At 65.4% G+C, this 17,695-nt stretch carries 15 protein-coding genes and 1 tRNA gene; 5 read left to right on the top strand and 11 right to left on the bottom strand.

Annotation, left to right across the window (positions count from 1 at the left end):
* Positions 1-19: 19 nt before the first annotated feature.
* The 3 genes from EB230_RS00455 (at position 20) to EB230_RS00445 (ending at position 7,425) form a co-directional block, all read left to right on the top strand.
* A complete protein-coding gene (locus EB230_RS00455; RefSeq protein WP_065005406.1) occupies positions 20-2,173 on the top strand; it encodes an indolepyruvate ferredoxin oxidoreductase subunit alpha in 2,154 nt (717 codons plus the stop codon).
* Positions 2,166-3,755: an indolepyruvate oxidoreductase subunit beta family protein gene (locus tag EB230_RS00450; protein ID WP_056569781.1), complete on the top strand. Its 1,590-nt coding sequence runs from the start codon at positions 2,166-2,168 to the stop codon at positions 3,753-3,755. Before EB230_RS00455 ends, EB230_RS00450 begins: the two co-directional genes overlap by 8 nt.
* A 262-nt stretch (positions 3,756-4,017) precedes the next feature.
* Positions 4,018-7,425 carry an acyl-[ACP]--phospholipid O-acyltransferase gene (locus EB230_RS00445; RefSeq protein WP_056570425.1) on the top strand — a complete coding sequence of 1,136 codons (3,408 nt, stop codon included), beginning with the start codon at positions 4,018-4,020 and terminating at the stop codon, positions 7,423-7,425.
* Positions 7,426-7,559: 134 nt separating this feature from the next.
* Here the strand turns inward: EB230_RS00445 and EB230_RS00440 are convergent, their stop codons facing one another.
* On the bottom strand, positions 7,560-8,006 hold the full coding sequence (locus EB230_RS00440) for a pyridoxamine 5'-phosphate oxidase family protein (protein WP_056569783.1): 447 nt from the start codon (positions 8,004-8,006) through the stop codon (positions 7,560-7,562).
* 321 nt (positions 8,007-8,327) lie between these two features.
* Here EB230_RS00440 and EB230_RS00435 point away from each other — a divergent pair, with 321 nt between their 5' ends.
* The gene (locus tag EB230_RS00435; RefSeq protein ID WP_056569785.1) at positions 8,328-8,591 is read left to right on the top strand and encodes a hypothetical protein; all 264 of its coding nucleotides are present in this window, start codon (positions 8,328-8,330) and stop codon (positions 8,589-8,591) included.
* A gap of 72 nt (positions 8,592-8,663) precedes the next feature.
* Here EB230_RS00435 and EB230_RS00430 read toward each other — a convergent pair whose 3' ends face one another.
* From EB230_RS00430 to EB230_RS00390, 9 genes are all read right to left on the bottom strand, one after another.
* The gene (locus EB230_RS00430) at positions 8,664-9,923 is read right to left on the bottom strand and encodes a DUF1501 domain-containing protein (RefSeq protein ID WP_056569788.1); all 1,260 of its coding nucleotides are present in this window, start codon (positions 9,921-9,923) and stop codon (positions 8,664-8,666) included.
* A gap of 46 nt (positions 9,924-9,969) precedes the next feature.
* Positions 9,970-11,499, bottom strand: coding sequence for a DUF1800 family protein (locus EB230_RS00425; protein ID WP_172371003.1), 1,530 nt, complete (start codon positions 11,497-11,499; stop codon positions 9,970-9,972).
* A 114-nt stretch (positions 11,500-11,613) separates the two neighbouring features.
* Complete coding sequence (locus EB230_RS00420; RefSeq protein ID WP_056569792.1) at positions 11,614-11,892, bottom strand: hypothetical protein; 279 nt, start codon at positions 11,890-11,892, stop codon at positions 11,614-11,616.
* A 109-nt stretch (positions 11,893-12,001) separates the two neighbouring features.
* On the bottom strand, positions 12,002-12,457 hold the full coding sequence (locus EB230_RS00415; RefSeq protein WP_056569794.1) for a periplasmic heavy metal sensor: 456 nt from the start codon (positions 12,455-12,457) through the stop codon (positions 12,002-12,004).
* Positions 12,454-12,900 carry a hypothetical protein gene (locus tag EB230_RS00410; RefSeq protein ID WP_171883266.1) on the bottom strand — a complete coding sequence of 149 codons (447 nt, stop codon included), beginning with the start codon at positions 12,898-12,900 and terminating at the stop codon, positions 12,454-12,456. Before EB230_RS00410 ends, EB230_RS00415 begins: the two co-directional genes overlap by 4 nt.
* Positions 12,901-13,019: 119 nt before the next feature.
* A complete protein-coding gene (locus EB230_RS00405; RefSeq protein WP_081294926.1) occupies positions 13,020-13,556 on the bottom strand; it encodes an RNA polymerase sigma factor in 537 nt (178 codons plus the stop codon).
* Between the two features lie 45 nt (positions 13,557-13,601).
* Positions 13,602-14,030: an acid-shock protein gene (locus EB230_RS00400; protein ID WP_056569799.1), complete on the bottom strand. Its 429-nt coding sequence runs from the start codon at positions 14,028-14,030 to the stop codon at positions 13,602-13,604.
* Between the two features lie 210 nt (positions 14,031-14,240).
* Positions 14,241-14,429 (bottom strand): YodC family protein, encoded by a 189-nt coding sequence (locus tag EB230_RS00395; RefSeq protein WP_056569801.1) that lies wholly within the window; start codon positions 14,427-14,429, stop codon positions 14,241-14,243.
* Positions 14,430-14,573: 144 nt separating this feature from the next.
* Positions 14,574-14,649: transfer RNA gene (locus EB230_RS00390), tRNA-Thr, on the bottom strand.
* Positions 14,650-14,939: 290 nt separating this feature from the next.
* Here EB230_RS00390 and EB230_RS00385 point away from each other — a divergent pair.
* The gene (locus EB230_RS00385) at positions 14,940-16,082 is read left to right on the top strand and encodes a hypothetical protein (RefSeq protein ID WP_172371000.1); all 1,143 of its coding nucleotides are present in this window, start codon (positions 14,940-14,942) and stop codon (positions 16,080-16,082) included.
* Positions 16,083-16,093: 11 nt separating this feature from the next.
* Here the strand turns inward: EB230_RS00385 and EB230_RS00380 are convergent, their stop codons facing one another.
* Positions 16,094-17,695 carry a cisplatin damage response ATP-dependent DNA ligase gene (locus tag EB230_RS00380; protein ID WP_172370998.1) on the bottom strand — a complete coding sequence of 534 codons (1,602 nt, stop codon included), beginning with the start codon at positions 17,693-17,695 and terminating at the stop codon, positions 16,094-16,096.

Here is a 17,695-nt window from a genome sequence, read left to right as displayed (position 1 = left end):
TAACGGAAGGATTGAAGAAATGGCCGAACGGTCTTTTGCCAAGGAAGTCGAGAAACTCAGGCTCGGCGCAGGCGAGGAATTCGCCGGCGAAGGCATCCTCGCCATCACCAAGGCGCTGCTGCAATGCGGCGTCGGTTATGTCGGCGGCTACCAGGGCGCGCCGATCAGCCATCTGATGGACGTGCTGGCCGACGCGCAGGACATTCTGGGCGAACTCGGCGTGCATTTCGAGGCCAGCGCCTCGGAAGCGACCGCCACCGCCATGCTGGCCGCCTCGGTGCATTATCCGATCCGCGGCGCGGCGACCTTCAAGTCGACCGTCGGCACCAATGTCGCCTCCGACGCGCTCGCCAACCTCGCGTCCGGCGGCGTCACCGGCGGCGCGCTGATCATCGTCGGCGAGGACTATGGCGAGGGCTCCTCGATCATGCAGGAGCGCAGCCATGCCTTCGCCATGAAGAGCCAGGTCTGGCTGCTCGACCCGCGCCCGAACCTGCCGTCGATCGTAAAGGCGGTGGAGGACGGCTTCGAGCTGTCCGAGGTTTCCAACACGCCGGTCATGTTGCAGGTGCGCATACGCTGCTGCCACGTCCACGGCCATTTCATCGCCAAGGACAACAAGCGCCCGCCGATGACGGTGGCCGACGCGCTGGAGGCCCCTCGTCGCGACACCGGCCGCATCGTGCTGCCTCCCGCCTCCTTCCTGCATGAGAAGGAGAAGGTGGCGAAGCGCTGGCCGGCGGCGGTGGATTTCATCGCCAGGAACAAGATCAACGAATTCTTCGGGTCGGACCATGGCTCGGTCGGCATCGTCATGCAGGGCGGCATGTACAATTCGGTCATCCGCGCCTTGCAGCGTCTCGGTCTCGCCGACACCTATGGCGACACCGATGTGCCGCTCTATGTGCTCAACGCCGTCTATCCCTTGATCGACGACGAGTTCCTGTCGTTCTGCGAGGGCAAGCAGGCGGTGCTGGTCGTCGAGGAAGGCCAGCCCAACTACATCGAACAGGCCTTTGCCGCGATGCTGCACAAGGCCGGGCGGGGCACGAGGCTGGTCGGCAAGGAATATCTGCCGATGGCCGGCGAATACACCGGCCAGGTCATGCTCGACGGCATTGGCACGTTCCTGCGCGCCGAGGCGCCGCATCTGCTCCCAGGTGAAGTGCGCGCGCCCAACAAGATCGGCGAGGGCGTCGACACCGCGGACCTGATCAACGTCGTGCCGGGCCGCCCGCCGGGCTTCTGCATCGGCTGCCCGGAGCGGCCGATCTTCGCCGCGACCAAACTGGTCGAGCAGGAACTCGGCAAGCATCACATCGCCTCCGACATCGGCTGCCATCTGTTCTCGATCATGCCGCCTTTCGAACTCGGCGCCACCACAATGGGCTATGGTCTCGGCCCGGCCTCGGCCTCGGCGTTCAATTCGCCTGATGCCAAGCGCCGCTCGATCTCCTTCGTCGGCGATGGCGGCTTCTGGCACAACGGCCTGACCTCCTCGATCGGCAATGCCGTGTTCAACAAGAATGACGGCGTCATTGTCATCGTCGACAATTTCTATTCGGCCGCCACCGGTGGGCAGGACATCCTGTCGTCGCGCGCGGGCAACAAGACAAAGTCGACAAAACATCCGATCAGCGAAGCGGTGAAGGGCATGGGCGTCAAATGGCTGCGCCATGTCGACCGCACCTACGATGTCGGCAAGATGCAAGCCACGCTGCGCGAGGCGCTGACGACGGAGGAGAAAGGGCCGAAGGTCATCGTCGCCTCGTCCGAATGCATGCTCAACCGCCAGCGCCGCGAAAAACCGTTGGTCGACAAGGCGATCAAGGGCGGGACAAGGGTCGTCAAACCGAAGTTCGGCGTCGACGAGGACATCTGCACCGGCGACCATGCCTGTATGCGGCTGTCCGGCTGCCCGTCGCTGTCGGTCAAGTCGCTCGACGATCCGCTGCGTGACGATCCGGTGGCGTCCATCGACCAGAACTGCGTCGGCTGCGGTAATTGCGGCGAGGTCGCCGATGCGGCGGTGCTGTGCCCGTCCTTCTATCGTGCCGACGTCGTGCACAATCCGAGCCGTTGGGACCGCTTCCTGGAAAGCGCGCGCCGCGCCGTGATCAGCCTGTTGCAGCGCCGCCGCGAAAGCCGGCGCCTGACCTTCGCCGATGCTTGACGCTGTCCCGCCATTCCGCGCCAAGGCCGGCGCCCAGGACGACGAGCGCGTCATCAAGCTCGCCGTGCTGGCGGTCGGCGGCCAAGGTGGCGGCGTGCTGGCCGACTGGATCACCGACGTCGCCGAGCGCAATGGTTACGTCGCGCAATCGACCTCGGTCGCCGGCGTCGCCCAGCGCACCGGCGCGACGATCTACTATGTCGAGATGGCCCGCGATACCGGCCGGCTGCCGGTCTTCGCGCTGTCGCCTTCGCAAGGCGATGTCGACATCCTGATCGCCGCCGAATTGATGGAGGCCGGCCGCGCCATCATCCGTGGTTTCGTTACGCCGGAACGCACCACGCTGATCGCCTCCTCGCACCGCATTGCCGCCGTGTCGGAAAAGATCGAGCCGGGCGACGGCCGGGCCTCGTCCTCCAAGGTGCATGCGACGGCGGAGGCCGCATCGAAGCGCTTCATCGCCTTCGACATGGAAAAGATCGCCGCCGACAACGGTTCGATGATCTCGGCCAGCCTGCTTGGCGCGCTGGCGGGATCGGACGCGTTGCCGTTCATGCGCGAAAGCTATGAGCAGGCGATTGGCGCCGGGGGCCGTGGCGTCAAGGCCAGCCTCGCCGCCTTTGGCGCCGCGTTTGACCGCGCGCGGGGCACGGCCGCGCCGGCGCCAAGGCCAGTTGAACCTGCTATCGCGGAATCCGCCCAGGGTGCCGGACAGGTGAGTGGCCCGCAAAACCTGCTGCAGGGCTGGCAGGTGCTCGCCGCTCGCATCGACCTGATGCCCGTCGCCGTGCGCGAAATGGCGCTGCGGGGCCTGAGGAAGGTCGTCGATTATCAGGACATCGCCTATGGTGGCGAGTATCTCGACCGGCTGGACAAGGCCGCCGCGCAGGACAGCGCCGACCATGCCCATGCGCTGTCCATCGCAGCCGCCAAGCATCTCGCCAACGCGCTGTGCTACGACGACATGATCCGCGTTGCCGACCTGAAGACGCGTTCGACCCGTGATCGGCGTGTGCGCAAGGAGGTCGGCGTCAAGGAAGGCTCGGTCCTGCAGGTGACCGAATATTTCCATCCGCGCATCGAGGAATTCTGCGGCACGCTGCCGGCGGGGCTCGGCAGCTACATCGAGAACCGGCCGAAACTCGCCGCCTTCCTCGACCGGCGCATCAACCATGGTCGCCGCATCCGCACCGACAGTTTCGCCGGCTTTGCGGCCCTCTGGTTCATCGGCGGCCTGCGCCGCTGGCGCCGCCGCCTGCTGCGCCACAAGGTCGAGATGAGCCATCTCGATCGCTGGTATGCGCTGGCGCTCGCCCATGTGTCCCAGGACTATGCGCTCGCCGTCGAAATCCTCAACTGTCGCCGGCTGATCAAGGGCTACAGCGACACCCATGTGCGCGCCCAATCGAAATTCGACCGCGTGCTGTCGGCGCTTCCCATGCTCAAGGGTCGAACCGATGCCGCCGACTGGATTCGCCGCCTGCGCGAGGCGGCGCTGAAGGACGAGAAGGGCGACATGCTCGACGGCGCGCTGAAGACCGTGGCGACGCTCGGACCAGGTCCGGCAACCGGGACGCCCTGACCCCTTATAAACGGCGTTGGCCGCCGCCGCTGTTTCCAGCTGCGGTGAACGTTGTTCATTTTTTGCTTGAACGCTGTTCAAAAAATGATAAGCTCCGATTGTGAACGATGTTCATTTCCGACGGCCGAAAGCCATGGATGGGCATCAAGCGCAGTAAGGAAGTTTAATCAGCTCACTGATATCACTGAGATTGAAACAGCGCCTGCAACCCCGCAGGGCCTTCCGGCACGCCGTCGTAGGGTTCCGCCAAATGGAAATCGCCATGAACACGCATCTGATGTTGTCCCGGCGCTTTGCGCCCCTGTTCTGGACGCAGTTCCTGTCCGCCTTCAATGACAATTTCCTCAAGAACACGCTGGTGTTCCTGATTCTTTTCACGCTGGCCGCCGATCAGGCGGCTTCGCTGGTCACTTTGGCGGGGGCCGTCTTCATGGCGCCCTTCCTGTTGTTGTCCGCGCTTGGCGGCGAGATCGCCGACCGCTTTGACAAGGCCCTCATCGCCCGGCGGCTGAAATTCGCCGAGATTGCCGCCGCGGCTGTCTCCGTCGCCGGCATCGCGCTGTCGTCGATCCCGGTGCTGATGACGGCCCTGCTGATGTTCGGCATCATCTCGGCGCTGTTCGGACCGATCAAATACGGCATCCTGCCCGATCACCTCGAGCGCAAGGAACTGCCCAAGGCCAACGCCTGGATCGAGTCGGCCACTTTTGCCGCCATCCTCGGCGGCACCATTGCCGGCGGCGTCGTCTCGGCCGATGGCATCGGCGTCGCGGTCTTCGGGCCGATCATGATGGCCTTGGCGGTCGGCTGCTGGTTCGTCAGCCGCTACATCCCGTCCACGGGTTCCGCAGCGCCCGACCTTGTCATCGACAAGAACATCTTCCGCTCGACCTGGCGCCAGGTCAGCGAGTTGCGCACTGACAAGCGCATCTGGCGCGCCGGCCTGATGACTTCATGGTTCTGGCTGATCGGCGCCATCGTACTGTCGATCCTGCCGACCTTGACCAAGGATTCGCTCGGCGGCAACGAGATCGCCGTCACCGTCTATCTCGCGGTCTTTGCCGTCTCGATCGCCATCGGCTCGGCCATTGCCGCCTGGATGTCGCAGGGACGCATCGTGCTGCTGCCCGCGCCGGTCGGCACCGCGCTGCTGGCGCTGTTCGGCCTGCATCTGGCCTGGACCATCTGGAGCATGCAGCCCTCGCCGAGGGCCGAAACCCTTGCCCTGTTCTTCGCCGGGCCAAACACGATCCGTGTCGCGATCGACCTCGCCGGCATGGCTATCGCCAGCGCCTTTCTCGTCGTGCCGACCTTTGCCGCGGTGCAGGCCTGGTCGCCCGAAGCGCGCCGCGCCCGCGTCGTCGCCGCCGTCAGCATCGTCAATGCCGGCTTCATGACGGTCGGCGGCATTGTTGTCGCGGTGATCCAGACGAAAGTCTCCACTGGCGGCATCCTGTTCGGCTTGGCCGCAGCCAATGCCATTGCAGCCTGGCTGATGCTGAAATTCCTGCCGACCAACGCGTTCCGCGACTTCGTTTCCATCCTGTTCCGCGCCTTCCTGCGCCTTGAGGTCGAGGGCATGGAGAACCTCAAGGCGGCTGGCAAGGCGCCGATCCTGGCGCTCAACCATGTCAGCTTCCTCGACGGTCCGCTCGCCTTGACGCTGACCGATGAGGAACCGGTCTTCGCCATCGACTACACCATTGCCCAGGCCTGGTGGATGAAGCCGTTCATGAAGCTCGCCCGTGCTTTGCCGCTCAATCCGGCCAAGCCGATGTCGACCCGCACGCTGATCAAGATCGTGCAGGGCGGCGATCCGCTGGTCATCTTTCCCGAAGGCCGCATTACCGTCACCGGCGGGCTGATGAAGGTCTATGACGGAGCCGCCATGGTGGCGGACAAGACCGGCTCGATGGTTGTGCCGATCCGCATCGACGGCCTGGAGAAAAGCCCCTTCTCCCGGCTGACGTCGCAGCATGTGCGCCGCCGCCTGTTCCCGAAGGTCAAGGTGACCATTCTGGAGCCGGTCAAGCTGGAAGTGCCGCCCGAGCTGAAAGGCCGCCAGCGCCGCGCCGCGGCGGGTTCGGCCCTCTATCAGGTCATGTCCGATCTCGTCTTCCGCACCCAGGACATCGACAGGACGGTCCTGGAAAAGATCATCCTGACCGCGAACGAACGTGGCATGAAACGGCTCGCCGTGCAGGATCCGGTCACCGGCTCGTTAAGCTATGGCAAGCTGCTGACGGCGGCCGCAGTGCTTGGCGAGAAATTCAAGAACCTCCATGCCGATCAGCGGACGCTCGGCGTCATGCTGCCCAACGCCAACGGCTCATGCGCGACGCTGCTTGGTGTGATGTCGGCGGGCAAGGTGCCGGCGATGATCAACTTCACCGCAGGCGCCGCCAACATACTGTCCGCCTGCAAGGCCGCCGAGGTGCGCACGGTGCTCACCTCCCGCGCGTTTGTCGAGCAGGCAAAGCTCGGCGCGGTGGTCGAGGAAATCGGTCGCTCGGTCGACATCGTCTGGCTCGACGATTTGCGCAAGACGATCGGTCTCAAGGACAAGCTGCTCGGCCTGCTGCGCAAGTCGACGCCGCGCGCGCCGCGCAAGCCCAACGACCCGGCGGTAATCCTGTTCACTTCGGGTTCGGAAGGCACGCCGAAGGGCGTTGTACTGACCCACCGCAACATCCTGGCCAACGCCGCGCAGGCGGCCTCGCGCATCGACTTCCACTCGGGCGACAAGGTGTTCAACGTGCTGCCGATCTTTCATTCCTTCGGCATGACGGCCGGTACGGTGCTGCCGCTGATTTCGGGTGTGCCGGTCTATTTCTACCCGTCGCCGCTGCACTACCGCATCGTGCCGGAACTGATCTACGCATCCAACGCGACGATCATCTTCGGCACCGATACATTCCTCAGCGGTTATGCGCGGACCGCGCACCCGTACGACTTCCGCTCGATACGCTATTGCTTTGCCGGCGCGGAACCGGTCAAGGCGTCCACACGCATGACCTATATGGAGAAGTTCGGCGTGCGTATCCTGGAGGGCTATGGCGTCACCGAGACCGCGCCGGTGATCTCCATCAACACGCCGATGTACAACCGCTCCGGCAGTGTCGGCAAGATCATGCCCGGCATGGAGTATCGTCTCGATCCGGTGCCCGGTGTCGACGATGGCGGCCGGCTGCATGTCCGTGGTCCCAACGTGATGGCGGGTTATCTGCGCGCCGAGAAGCCGGGCGTGCTCGAACCGCTGCCGGATGGCTGGCATGACACCGGTGACGTCGTCTCGGTCGACGACGGAGGGTTCATCACCATTCGCGGCCGCGCCAAGCGTTTCGCCAAGATCGGTGGCGAGATGATTTCGCTCGCCGCCGTCGAAGTGCTGGCGGGTGAATTATGGAAGGGCTCGTTGTCGGCCGTGGCGGCTGTGGCGGATGCGCGCAAGGGCGAAAAGCTCATTCTCATCACCGAAGCACTCGGTGCCACACGTACAGAGTTCCTGGCGTTCGCCAAGGCGAACGGTGCCATGGACCTCATGGTGCCCGCTGAAGTGCGCGTCGTCCAGAAAGTCCCGGTGCTTGGCTCCGGCAAGCTCGATTTTGCTGGCGTGACCAAACTGGTGCGCGGGGAGGATGTGCCGGTCGCCAAGGTCGAGGCTGCGTGATCAAAGGCCAACAGCGCCCCCATGCCCCGTGCCCGGCCGAAATTCGGCCGGGAACTGTCGGCGCTCGATTCCGCTCAAGGCGCCGACGCCGCCATCAGCCGGATCCGCCGCCAGCGCGAGGCGGCGCCGGGCGCCTATTCGCTTGCTTCCCGACCAGAAACCTTTTCGACAAGGATCCGGAAAAAGACGTGCGGCAAGCTGTCTGATACGGGAGGCGTGACAGGCTTGAGCGCGCCAGGCTCCCACCAGTCCGCGTGCTTGCTCAACACAGACCATGCATGGTCCCGTTGAACCTTGTGGCCGATCCGATCCGTCAGTTCCTCATAGCGGCCGTCGACAATCACGCTTCTCCATCCGCGCCTATTTGTGTGTTCTTCCACCTGGGCGCACACCAGGGGATTGGCCCGCATCCAGTCGATCTTCTTACCCGGCAGGGAGAATGCATAGAGGTGACTGTCGGCATAGGCGTAGTTGAAGCACACGACGTAGGGTTGTGCGTCCTTGGCGCATGCCAGATGGCCCGTGCGGTTGGCCGCCAGCAATTTCGTGCATTCCAAGGTAGAGAGCGTGCGGATCATCATCGGTATGATCTCCTGGTCTTAACCCGGCCTTCAGCCCGAGCACTTCTGTTAATTGGCCTCCATCAACCCAAGCGCGGGACCGCTCATTGATCTGGATCAATCTGCCGTGCGGCAAAGGTCGAGGTCTGTCCTGTCAGTACGAAGCCGCGCCGCCGCCGATCGAAACTTCGGCGGGCGCAGCCGGTATGAATCGCGAGGCATTGTGTGCCGAGCCCGGAACGCTGTGCTGATCTGACGAAGATGTGATCCATCCCGTTTCGACGGGTTTGGGCCGTGCGCCGCGTTTCACGGTGGTTAGGGACGAAACCACGGAGACAACGCATGTTCACAAAATACTTGCTGCCCTTTGCACTGGTGGCCGGCACTTTGATGCTGTCCGGCGCCGGCTCGCAAGCCATGCCGATGGCCAGGCCAAGTGCCCCTTTGCCGATCGAGACCGTCGGCTGGCGCTGCGGTCCCGGCTGGCACATGAACCGTTGGGGCAATTGCGTGCCGAACCGCCGCATGATGATCCGGCCGGCGCGCCATTGGCATCCTGGCTTCTGGGCCCACCACCGTTGGCACCCCGGCTATTGGGGCTGGTGATCCCTCGAGCGATCAGACGGGCGATCGGAACACCCGCTCCGGAAACGGCGCGGGTGTTTTTCGTTCGGGCCATCAGGCGACGAGATCCCGCATCGGCTTCACTTGCGTGGACTCCGGAAACACCTTGTCACCGAGCACGGCCGCGGAAAGGCCGAACTGGTCGGCGAGCAACCCCTTCAGCACTGCCCTGACATCGCTGGTCGGGGCCAGATCACGCTGTTGGTAAAGCTGAGCCGGCTTCAAGCCCGGCCAGTCGGCGATGACCCGGCCGCCCTTGATCGCGCCGCCGGCGAGCAGCACCACCGTGCCGGTGCCGTGATCGGTGCCGACCGTGCCGTTGATCTGTGCCGTGCGCCCGAACTCGGTGATGGCGACGATCGCCGTGTCCTTCCAGCGTTCGCCAAGACCCTTCTCGAACTCCTCGAAGGCGCCGTCGAGGCCGCCGAGCAGCGTGGCGAGCCGGCCTGTCGCGCCACCTTCGTTGACATGTGTGTCCCAGCCGTCAAAGGCCAGTGCGGCAGCACGCGGACCGTCATCGGCGGCGATCAGCTTGGCGGCGCCTTGCGCGGCCTGCCGCATCCCGGCGGCGCTGTCGAGGCCGCCTTTCGGCTTCATCGCCCCGCCCTTCGATTTCATCGCATTGCCGCCCATCTGGTCGTCCAGCGCCATGCGGTCGGCATCTAGTCCTTTTTGCAGCGCCACCGCCAGAACCGGATCGCGATGCTGGTAGAGATCGAGAACCCGCGCCGCGAGGTCGCCGGCCGGCTCCGGCAGGGATTGCGGCGCCCAGCCGAGCACGGGAGCAGCACCGCGGATCACCAGCGGCGTCGAGGGGCCGACGGCGAGACCACCAAGCGCGGCCACGCGATCGCCCGCCGGCAGGTTTTCCAGCGCCCGGTTGAGCCATCCGGTGGCGACATGGCCGGGTCCGGCAAAACCGCTTTCCAGCACATCCTGCCCGTCGAAGTGCGAGCGTTCGCGATAGCCCGTCGCGGCCGCATGCACCACCGCCGCCTGGCTTGCCTTGAACAGCCGCGCGAACACCGGCATCGCCGGATTGACGGCGAAGAAGCCATCGAGAGGCAGGGCCGCGTGCGGGCCGGTGAGCGACAAAGCGATGTCGCCATGCAGGCCGGCATAGTCGGGATCGCCGACCGGGCCGACCGCCGACAGGCCGTCGAGTGCGCCGCGCAGGACGATGACGATCAGCCGTGGGTCGCGATTGTCGGCGGCGCGGGCGAAGCGGGGCAGATAGGCCCAGGCAAACAGCGCGCCGCCGGTCATCAGCACGGCACGGCGGGAGGGATGAGGGGTTTCACACAGCAGGCTCATGACTTCATCTCCATGGGAGTTGTCGGCGCCGGACCTATCGCTCGAGCTATCGTCTCTGGAATTCGGGCGCCATCAGCAGCAGCGCCAGGCCTTGCTGCCTGGACTCGGCGCGGGCGATCGCCTGCCGCGTCTCCGGCGAGGCGGAAGGCCCGATCACGGCGTCGAGTATGTCGTTGGGATTGCCTATGTCCTTGACCTGACGGGCCGCCTGCCAGGCGATGTCGAGGCGGATCTTCATGCCTTCCGCCGACGCCCAACTGTCCGCCTGGTCGGAAAAGCCGTTCGGTCCCGGTGGCTGCCAGAGCGGCTCGCCCAGCGCGTTAAGCCAGCCGAGCGATTGGCCGGGATCGCTCGCCGCACCCGGGCCGACCGCCCGCCGGATGGCGGCGATGTAGTCGAACGGCGAGCGCATCTTGGCCAATGGCGTCGACCAGGCCTCCGGCATATCGATAAGGGTCGAGGCCAGTGCCCTGAGATTGCCGTCGCTCTTGGCGAAAACCTTGGCCAGCCGCGCCACCGCGGCCGGCGGCGGATCGTCGGATATGAAATGGCGGGCAAGCTCGGTGGCGATGTGCCGCGCCGTCGCCGGATGGCTGGCTATGTCGTTGAGCGCAGCCTCGGCCTGGGCCATGCCCCCGGCCGGATAGGTCTTGCCGAGCAGCACCGCGTCACCCGGCTCATGCGCATTGGCGTTGAAGACGGAACTGCCGGGTTCACCCAGCCGACCTTCACGCCCGGCCATCGTCCAGCCGGTCAGGATGCGCGCGAAGCTGGTGACATCGGCTTGGGTATAGCCGCTGCCGACGCCGAGCGTATGCAGTTCCATGATCTCGCGGGCGAGGTTCTCGTTGAGGCCGCGCTGGCGGTTCTTGCCGGCGCGCGAATCCGGGCCGATCGACTGCTGGTTGTCGAGATAGAACAGCATCGCGGGATGCCGCTCCACGGCCATCAGCATGTCGGCGAAACGGCCGAGCACGAAAGGGCGGATCGCTTCCCGTTCGAAGGCACCGGCGCTCGCCCGCACGACGTTGTCCTTGGCCACGGAAACGCAGAAATGGTTCGACCAGAAATAGACCAGACGTTCGACAAAGCCGGCATCGGCCCGCAGAGCCTTGTCGAAGCGCGCCTGGGCTTCCGCGCGGAACAGCGTGGCCTCGACCGGCGGAACCGCTGGCTTTGGCGGCGCGGCGGGCGACGGCGTGGGTTGGACGGGCGCAACCCGGACCGGTGTGCTCTGGACCGGCGTGAGCTGGATCGGCGCGGCTTGGGCAGGCATGTTCTGGATGCTCGCCGTTGCCATCGCCGGCTGTGCCGCGGCCATGCGTTCGCGGTCGAGCTTGCGCTGGACATTTGCCGCCATGCTGGCCTGGATGGCCGGTGTGCTGCCCAGCAGGCCCCCATAGGCCGGATCGGCAAGCGGGATCAGGGCGATGTCGGGTTGCCGCAGTTCCGCCTTCAGATAGCCGCGCGGGTCGCCGGCAATCCTGTCTCGGTCGCCGAGCCTTGCCCCGAGCCCGAAGCGGTTGAAAGCGACGAGGGTCGGGTCTGGCGGGGAATTGGAGGCCGGGATAGCCAAGTCAACTCTCCATTGCTGGGGCTTCCGGCGAGCAGCGCCTGAAGCCCGTTCGAGCCGGTTCGTGCCTGCTTAGACGGGATCATGGGGCCGGCGCGGTGGGCGGCCCCACGGCCCTTACCAGCGATGCCAGCGGTGCCAGTGGCGGTGCGGATGCCAGGCGTAGTAGGCCGGGCCGTGCCAGTAGTAATAGCGGGGGTAGACCACCACGCGATTGGGGACGCAGCGCCCCCAGGGATTGGGATGCCAGCCAGGGCCGCAACCCCAGGCGACTTGCTCGACCACCGCCGGGGCGGCAAGCGGCGCCAGCGGCATTGCCGAGGACGCCGCAACCGTCGCAGCCGTTCCGGTCACCGCGAGAGCGGCGGTGATCGCGTATTTTGACAGATGGTTCATGACCAAACTCCGAAGTTGTCCGAGGTTGAAACCTGTCGGCGCCAGGTTGCCCGGCAGATCCTGCCCTTCATCTCGTTAAACGGGCGCCATCGACATTTTCCGTCGGTCGTCAGGGCGATTTTTTGGGCGTGGCGGATGGCTGCGTCCCGCCGCGTCTCGCGAGGCCCTCCGCCAGCATGTTGCGATCCTCGGTGGACGCTGCTGCCGCGAACTCGACGATGCGCTGCTCCAGCCGCGTGCGCACGGTGACGTCGGCATTGCGGGCCCGCTCCAGGGCGGCCGACAGGGCCGCCGTGTCGAGGACAGGCTGCCGCAGCAGGTCGGCCGCCTCGCGCCTCGCCTGCTGGCCATCGCGAATGATTTCGCGCGACTCTTGGCGGACCTCGCGCAGCGCCTTGCGAAACAGCGTGCGCTGCTGGTCGGGCAGCCGGCCCCCGGCCGCTTCCAGCGAATAGCCCTGGGCCGGCTTGCCGCTTCTTATCCAGACGGCTCCGCCGGCAAGCGCACCGGCCAGGAAGACATTCACCACCACCGACGCAATGAGGAGGTTACGCCCGGTGCTCATAGGTCTTCCTCGATCGTGTCGGGCCCGGCATCGCCGAAAGCCGTCGCGTTGGCGTCGAGCACATAGTGGTCGGGCTGAACCTCGGGCGTAACGACGGTCACCAGGGCCAGTCCGGCGATGGCGCCGGCGACCCCAATGCCGGCCAACCCCAGCCCGAGCCACCAGAACCGCTGACGCCGGCGCCGGACGATGTGCCGGCCGGCGGTCCGCAGGATGGTGTCGTGCAGTGTCTTGCCGGGGTGCGGGACGTTATAGCTGTCAAGCCGGGCGTCAAGCGTGCCGGCATGCCGCGAAATGGCCTGGCCCGCCTCGGTTGAAGCAAAGATGGTGGCTGCCTCATGCTCCGCTTTCGGCCAGCGCCGCAGATCACCGCCATAGGCTTCGGCGAGCGCCGCGAAGCGCTTGGCATCCATTGCCGGGCCGTCCTCGATGTCTTCAGCCATGTGTTTTCCCCTTGCCCCTTGGTGCCGCGTGCCCACGCGGGTTGGAAACGAGGCCGACCGGTCCCCACCGGGCGCCCGCAAGGCGCGATGAATGTCCGGCGTCCATGATCGCACCTTTCTCAGTCATGGACGCCGTCCCTGGCCAGAATCATCTGCAAGGACCGACGGCCGCGTGAGAGCAGGCTCTCCAGGGCGTCGACGCTGATCTCCAGCGTCGCGGCCGCCTCTATGTTGGACATCTCCTGATAGTAGACCAGGATGATGGCCTCGCGCTGGCGCGGCGCGATGGCCTGCAAGGCTTGCTCTACCCGATGTGGCTCTTCGCGGGCGTCGGGAAGCGGGGCAGGGTCGGCCATTTCCGGCAAATTGTCGGTCACCAGCTCGCGGCGCCGGCGCAACCGGTCGTAGCAAAGGTTGAGCGTCACCCGGTGGATCCAGCTGTCGAAGCGTGCATTGCCGCGTCGCCAGCTGGAGGCATGACGCCAGATGCGCACGAAGGTTTCCTGCGCGACGTCCTCGGCCTCCGCCGCGTCGCCCAGCATGCGCACGGCAAGTGAAAGGATGCGCGGCAATTTGCGTGCGACGAGCGTCTGCACCGCCGCGGGATCGCCAGCACCGACCCGACGAACCAGCTCCTCGTCCGGATCGGCGCTCATCGGCTCGCGCACTCCCGATATCCATCACCCGTCATGGCCTCTTGGTCATTGCTCCGGCTTGGGAGCGGATTTGTGGCCTGGCATTTCATCGGCCGTCAGAACGCCGTCGCCATTCTTGTCCAGCCTGGCAAAACGCTTGGCGAAGAACGCATCGAGCTCGGCGCGATCGACGAAGCCGTCATGATTGGAATCGATACGCTCGAAGGATTTGGCGGCGTCTCCCTTGACGTTGCGCTTGGCTTGAAAGGCTTCCCATTCCAAGAGGCTGATCTTGCCGTCACCGTCGGTGTCGGCGGCCATGACCGCCTTCTCCCGCCGCTTCTGGAACTTGGCCAGCGTGAGTTCGGACTTGGCATTTGACGCCGCGGGGGCAGCGGCTGGCGGCGTGGCGGCTGGGGGCTGTGTCGCTGTCTGGGCGAGAGCCGCGACGGTCAGCAGGCTCAAGGCAGCGGCAAGGATCGAACGGCGTATCATGCTTCGGCGTCTCCGGTTGGCGCGTCGGCCACGGCCCATGCCGTGGTCACGCTTCAACCGTTAAACGCCGAGATCGGGAAAATCCGTCGGTCGCCTGTACCTTCGATTGCGATGCCGAATCGGCATCACTCCACAGAGCGACCGCCGTGACGCAATTCCGCGCCGCCTGAATTCACGCCGGGCCGGCCACCACTCCTGGCGGGGCAGGGACTACGCCGGTTGATCGGCGGCGACCAACTGGTCGGGTTTGAAACCCGCATGCTGCGGCGTCCAAACGTCACCTTCCTTGTTGAACCAGTGGCAGAGATACATGCCGGAAGCGGCCCCATCGCTGACCGTCATCCTCGGCCCTCCCGACTTCAGCTTGACGACGTCTCCGGTCTTGAAAGTGTTAGGCATTTTGGACCTCCCATGCTGAGGCCCGCGAGTTTCCCACCAAAGCTGAGTCGCGACAATGGCGGATATGGATCGCTGGCGTCGCGATCCATATCGCAGAGTGCATGTGCCATTTGCGGCATATGGGACGACAACCGGGGGGGAAACTGGTGCCGCTTGCGTGACTCGAACACGCGACCCCATCATTACGAATGATGTGCTCTACCAACTGAGCTAAAGCGGCCCGGGAGGCCAAGGCCTCCAAGATGGGCTGGGTGATAGACTCAACCGGCCGCGAATTCAAGATGCGACTTGGCAAATCATGCACGAGCGCCCAACACGGTCAAAACCAGGGTTGGAGTGTCGCTGCCTCCGAAGAATCGCCAGGATAGTCCGATTTTATTTGCCGGAACATCGCCAAGATGGACTTTCGACGGCCCGTCGAGGCAGAATGCACGCGCACGCCCGTTGATTGATTGGTCGCCTACGGCTAACCATCAGGGAAGATTGGTGCAATTTGCAGAGGGATCTCGCTTGGACGCCATCGAAAAAGCGATCCGGAACGCCTTGGAAAAGGGCAATGCCGAGGACCGGGCGTTTCGCGAGAGGGTCTACCGGTCGGCCTTTGCCGCGCTAGATCGTGCGCTCCAGGCCAATCCCGGCGTGACCGTGGAAGTCGCCATCAAGCGCCGCAAGGCGATCCAGGCGAAGATCGCTGAAATCGAATCCGAGTTCCTGCCGGCGGTGCCGGATGTTGGTCCGCAGGTCGATGCCCCGGCGGCCGGGCCCGCGGCCGCCGCCGCGCCCGCGATCGAGATCGGCGACACGGCGCCGCCCGCGGTCGCCGTCGACGGCCCCGCGCAGCCCGCATCCGACGCGCCGCGCTCACGCGTGCTGCCGGTCGTTCCCGACATCATGCCGGACGCTACGCTGCCCGGCGCGCCTGCCATCGACATGTCCTCTCCTGCCGCTTCGGGAGCCGCGGCCGAAGTGGCGCCCGATCGCGACGAGCGCCGCATTCGCGGACGTCGCCTGCCGCTGACCGCCATCTTCTTCACCGTGACCCTGCTTGCGGCGATCGGCATCGGCCTGTTTTTCGCCATGCAGACCGGCGTGTTCAAGACCGCGGCGCAACTCGATACGGCACCGCCGGAGGCGCCGCCGACCGTGGAGGACGACGATTTCACGCCGGCCGACGGCGCCAACGCGCCGGCAAAGCCCGGTGCCGTGGACCAGTCGCGCGACTGGATCAATGTGTTCTCGCCGGCCGATCCGACGCATGTCGCCGCCCCTTCGGACGCCAAGGCCGAGGTGATGAAGGACGACACCGGTCCGTTCCTGCGCATCCGGTCCGGCGCCTCCGGGTCGGCGATCGCCTTTGATGTCGGGCAAGGCGTGCTGGAAAAGCTCGCCGGCAAGCATGCCGTGTTCGATATCATCGCCCGCGCCGAGGACGGCAAGGACACGCAAATATCCGTCGACTGCAATTTCGGCGAACTCGGCGACTGTGGCCGCAAGCGCTACGCGGTCGGCCAGCAGCGCAACGAATATCTGTTCGACGTGCAGTTCCCCAACAAGCGTCCGGGCTCGGCCGGAACCATCGCCGTCAATTCCGATTTCGACAAGCAAGGCAAGGCGGTCAACATCTACGAGATCCGCGTCTCGATCGAGCCTTAGGCGGCTGGAACTCAGCGATCGAGCAGCGCCTGCAGCGTCTCGATGCGGTCGGCCTCGTTGGCCGGCTTGTCCCAGCGCAGCCGTGAAATGCGGGGGAAGCGCATGGCGACGCCGGATTTATGCCGGGTCGAACGGTTGAGTCCCTCGAAGGCGACTTCCAGCACCAGGCCATTGTCGCGGTCCGCCCGCACCGAGCGCACCGGGCCGAAGCGCTCGATCGTATTGTCCCTGACATATTTGTCGATCTGCTTCAGCTCCTCGTCAGTGAAGCCGAAATAGGCCTTGCCGACCGGCACCAGTTCCTCCTCGCCCTCGGGTCCGGACCAGACGCCGAACGTGTAGTCGGAGTAGAAGCTCGAGCGCTTGCCATGGCCGCGCTGGGCATACATCAGCACGGCATCCACTGTGTGCGGATCGCGCTTCCATTTGAACCACGGGCCTTTGGGCCGCCCGGCGACATAGGGCGAATCCCAGCGTTTCAGCATTACGCCTTCGATGATCGGGTGAGGTGGCGCGCGGCGCATCTCCTCCAACGCCTGCCAATCCGCGAAGTCGACGAAGGGCGACAGGTCGAAACGGCTGGGGTCGAGCGTCTTGACGAAGGCTTCGAGGCGCTCGCGCCGCTCGCGGAAGGATAGCCCGCGCAAATCCTCGGCGCCGATCTGCAGCAGATCGTAGCAGCGCATGAAGGCCGGATATTGCTGCTGCATCTTCGGCGTCACCGTCTTGCGGTTCAGCCTTTGCTGCAAATCCGAGAACGTCCCGGTCGCCTGTCGGAGATCGCCAACCAGCAACTCGCCATCCAGCGTCGCGGAAAAATCCATTGCGTCGGCAAGGTCGGGAAAGGCGCCGGAGACATCGTCGCCGGTGCGCGAATAGAGCCGGCGAATGCCGCCTTCCGCCACTGCCTGGACGCGGATGCCGTCCCATTTCCATTCGGCCGCATAGTCCGCCGGATCGAGTTTTTCCAGATCGCCGTCGCCGACCGGGTTCGACAGCATCACCGGCCTGAACAGCGCCATCGCCGTGTTGCGGGGTTTTTCAGCCTTGCCCTCCAGCCACGCGAACAGCGCCGTGTAGGGCGGCGACAGCCCGTGCCAGAGTTCCTCGATCTCGGCGACGTCGACCTCGCCGAAATCCGCCAGTGCCTGCTTTGCGAGCCGCGCCGACACCCCGATGCGCAGGCCGCCGGTGACCAGCTTGATGATGGCGAAGCGCGCCGAAATACCGGCGCTGTCGAGCAGCCCAGCCAACACCTTCGGTCCGTCGGAGCGGCTTGCCGTCTGCAATCTGGCCACGACCTCGCCGAGCGTCGGTTCACGGTTCGGGATATGTCCCGGCGTTTGCGGCCAGACCAGCGACACCGTCTCGGCCAGATCGCCGACATAGTCGTAGGAATAGCCGAACAGCACCGGGTCCATGCGTTCGGTGACAAGGGTGCGCAGCATCGCCGGCTTGACCGCGGCTATGTTCAGATCGCCTGTGATGGCGGCCAGCGCCAGGCCGCGATCCGGGTCCTCGACACTGCGGAAGTAGTCGACCAGCAGCGTCAGCTTGCCGTTGCGCGATGGAGTCAGCACCAGGCGGTCGAGGAGTTCGGCGAAGCGGTTCAT

The organism is Mesorhizobium sp. NZP2234, assembly GCF_013170765.1.
Lineage (GTDB): Bacteria > Pseudomonadota > Alphaproteobacteria > Rhizobiales > Rhizobiaceae > Mesorhizobium > Mesorhizobium loti_D.
The sequence above is the reverse complement of the archived record's forward strand: the minus strand, read 5'-3'. Positions and strand labels throughout refer to the sequence as shown.

Excerpts from the sequence above, each read along its gene's own strand:
- EB230_RS00455 (WP_065005406.1), top strand. The coding sequence starts at position 20 with ATGGCCGAACGGTCTTTTGCCAAGGAAGTCGAGAAACTCAGGCTCGGC.
- EB230_RS00450 (WP_056569781.1), top strand. The coding sequence starts at position 2,166 with ATGCTTGACGCTGTCCCGCCATTCCGCGCCAAGGCCGGCGCCCAGGAC.
- EB230_RS00445 (WP_056570425.1), top strand. The coding sequence starts at position 4,018 with ATGAACACGCATCTGATGTTGTCCCGGCGCTTTGCGCCCCTGTTCTGG.
- EB230_RS00440 (WP_056569783.1), bottom strand. The coding sequence starts at position 8,006 with ATGATGATCCGCACGCTCTCTACCTTGGAATGCACGAAATTGCTGGCG.
- EB230_RS00435 (WP_056569785.1), top strand. The coding sequence starts at position 8,328 with ATGTTCACAAAATACTTGCTGCCCTTTGCACTGGTGGCCGGCACTTTG.
- EB230_RS00430 (WP_056569788.1), bottom strand. The coding sequence starts at position 9,923 with ATGAGCCTGCTGTGTGAAACCCCTCATCCCTCCCGCCGTGCCGTGCTG.
- EB230_RS00420 (WP_056569792.1), bottom strand. The coding sequence starts at position 11,892 with ATGAACCATCTGTCAAAATACGCGATCACCGCCGCTCTCGCGGTGACC.
- EB230_RS00415 (WP_056569794.1), bottom strand. The coding sequence starts at position 12,457 with ATGAGCACCGGGCGTAACCTCCTCATTGCGTCGGTGGTGGTGAATGTC.
- EB230_RS00410 (WP_171883266.1), bottom strand. The coding sequence starts at position 12,900 with ATGGCTGAAGACATCGAGGACGGCCCGGCAATGGATGCCAAGCGCTTC.
- EB230_RS00405 (WP_081294926.1), bottom strand. The coding sequence starts at position 13,556 with ATGAGCGCCGATCCGGACGAGGAGCTGGTTCGTCGGGTCGGTGCTGGC.
- EB230_RS00400 (WP_056569799.1), bottom strand. The coding sequence starts at position 14,030 with ATGATACGCCGTTCGATCCTTGCCGCTGCCTTGAGCCTGCTGACCGTC.
- EB230_RS00395 (WP_056569801.1), bottom strand. The coding sequence starts at position 14,429 with ATGCCTAACACTTTCAAGACCGGAGACGTCGTCAAGCTGAAGTCGGGA.
- EB230_RS00380 (WP_172370998.1), bottom strand. The coding sequence starts at position 17,695 with ATGAACCGCTTCGCCGAACTCCTCGACCGCCTGGTGCTGACTCCATCG.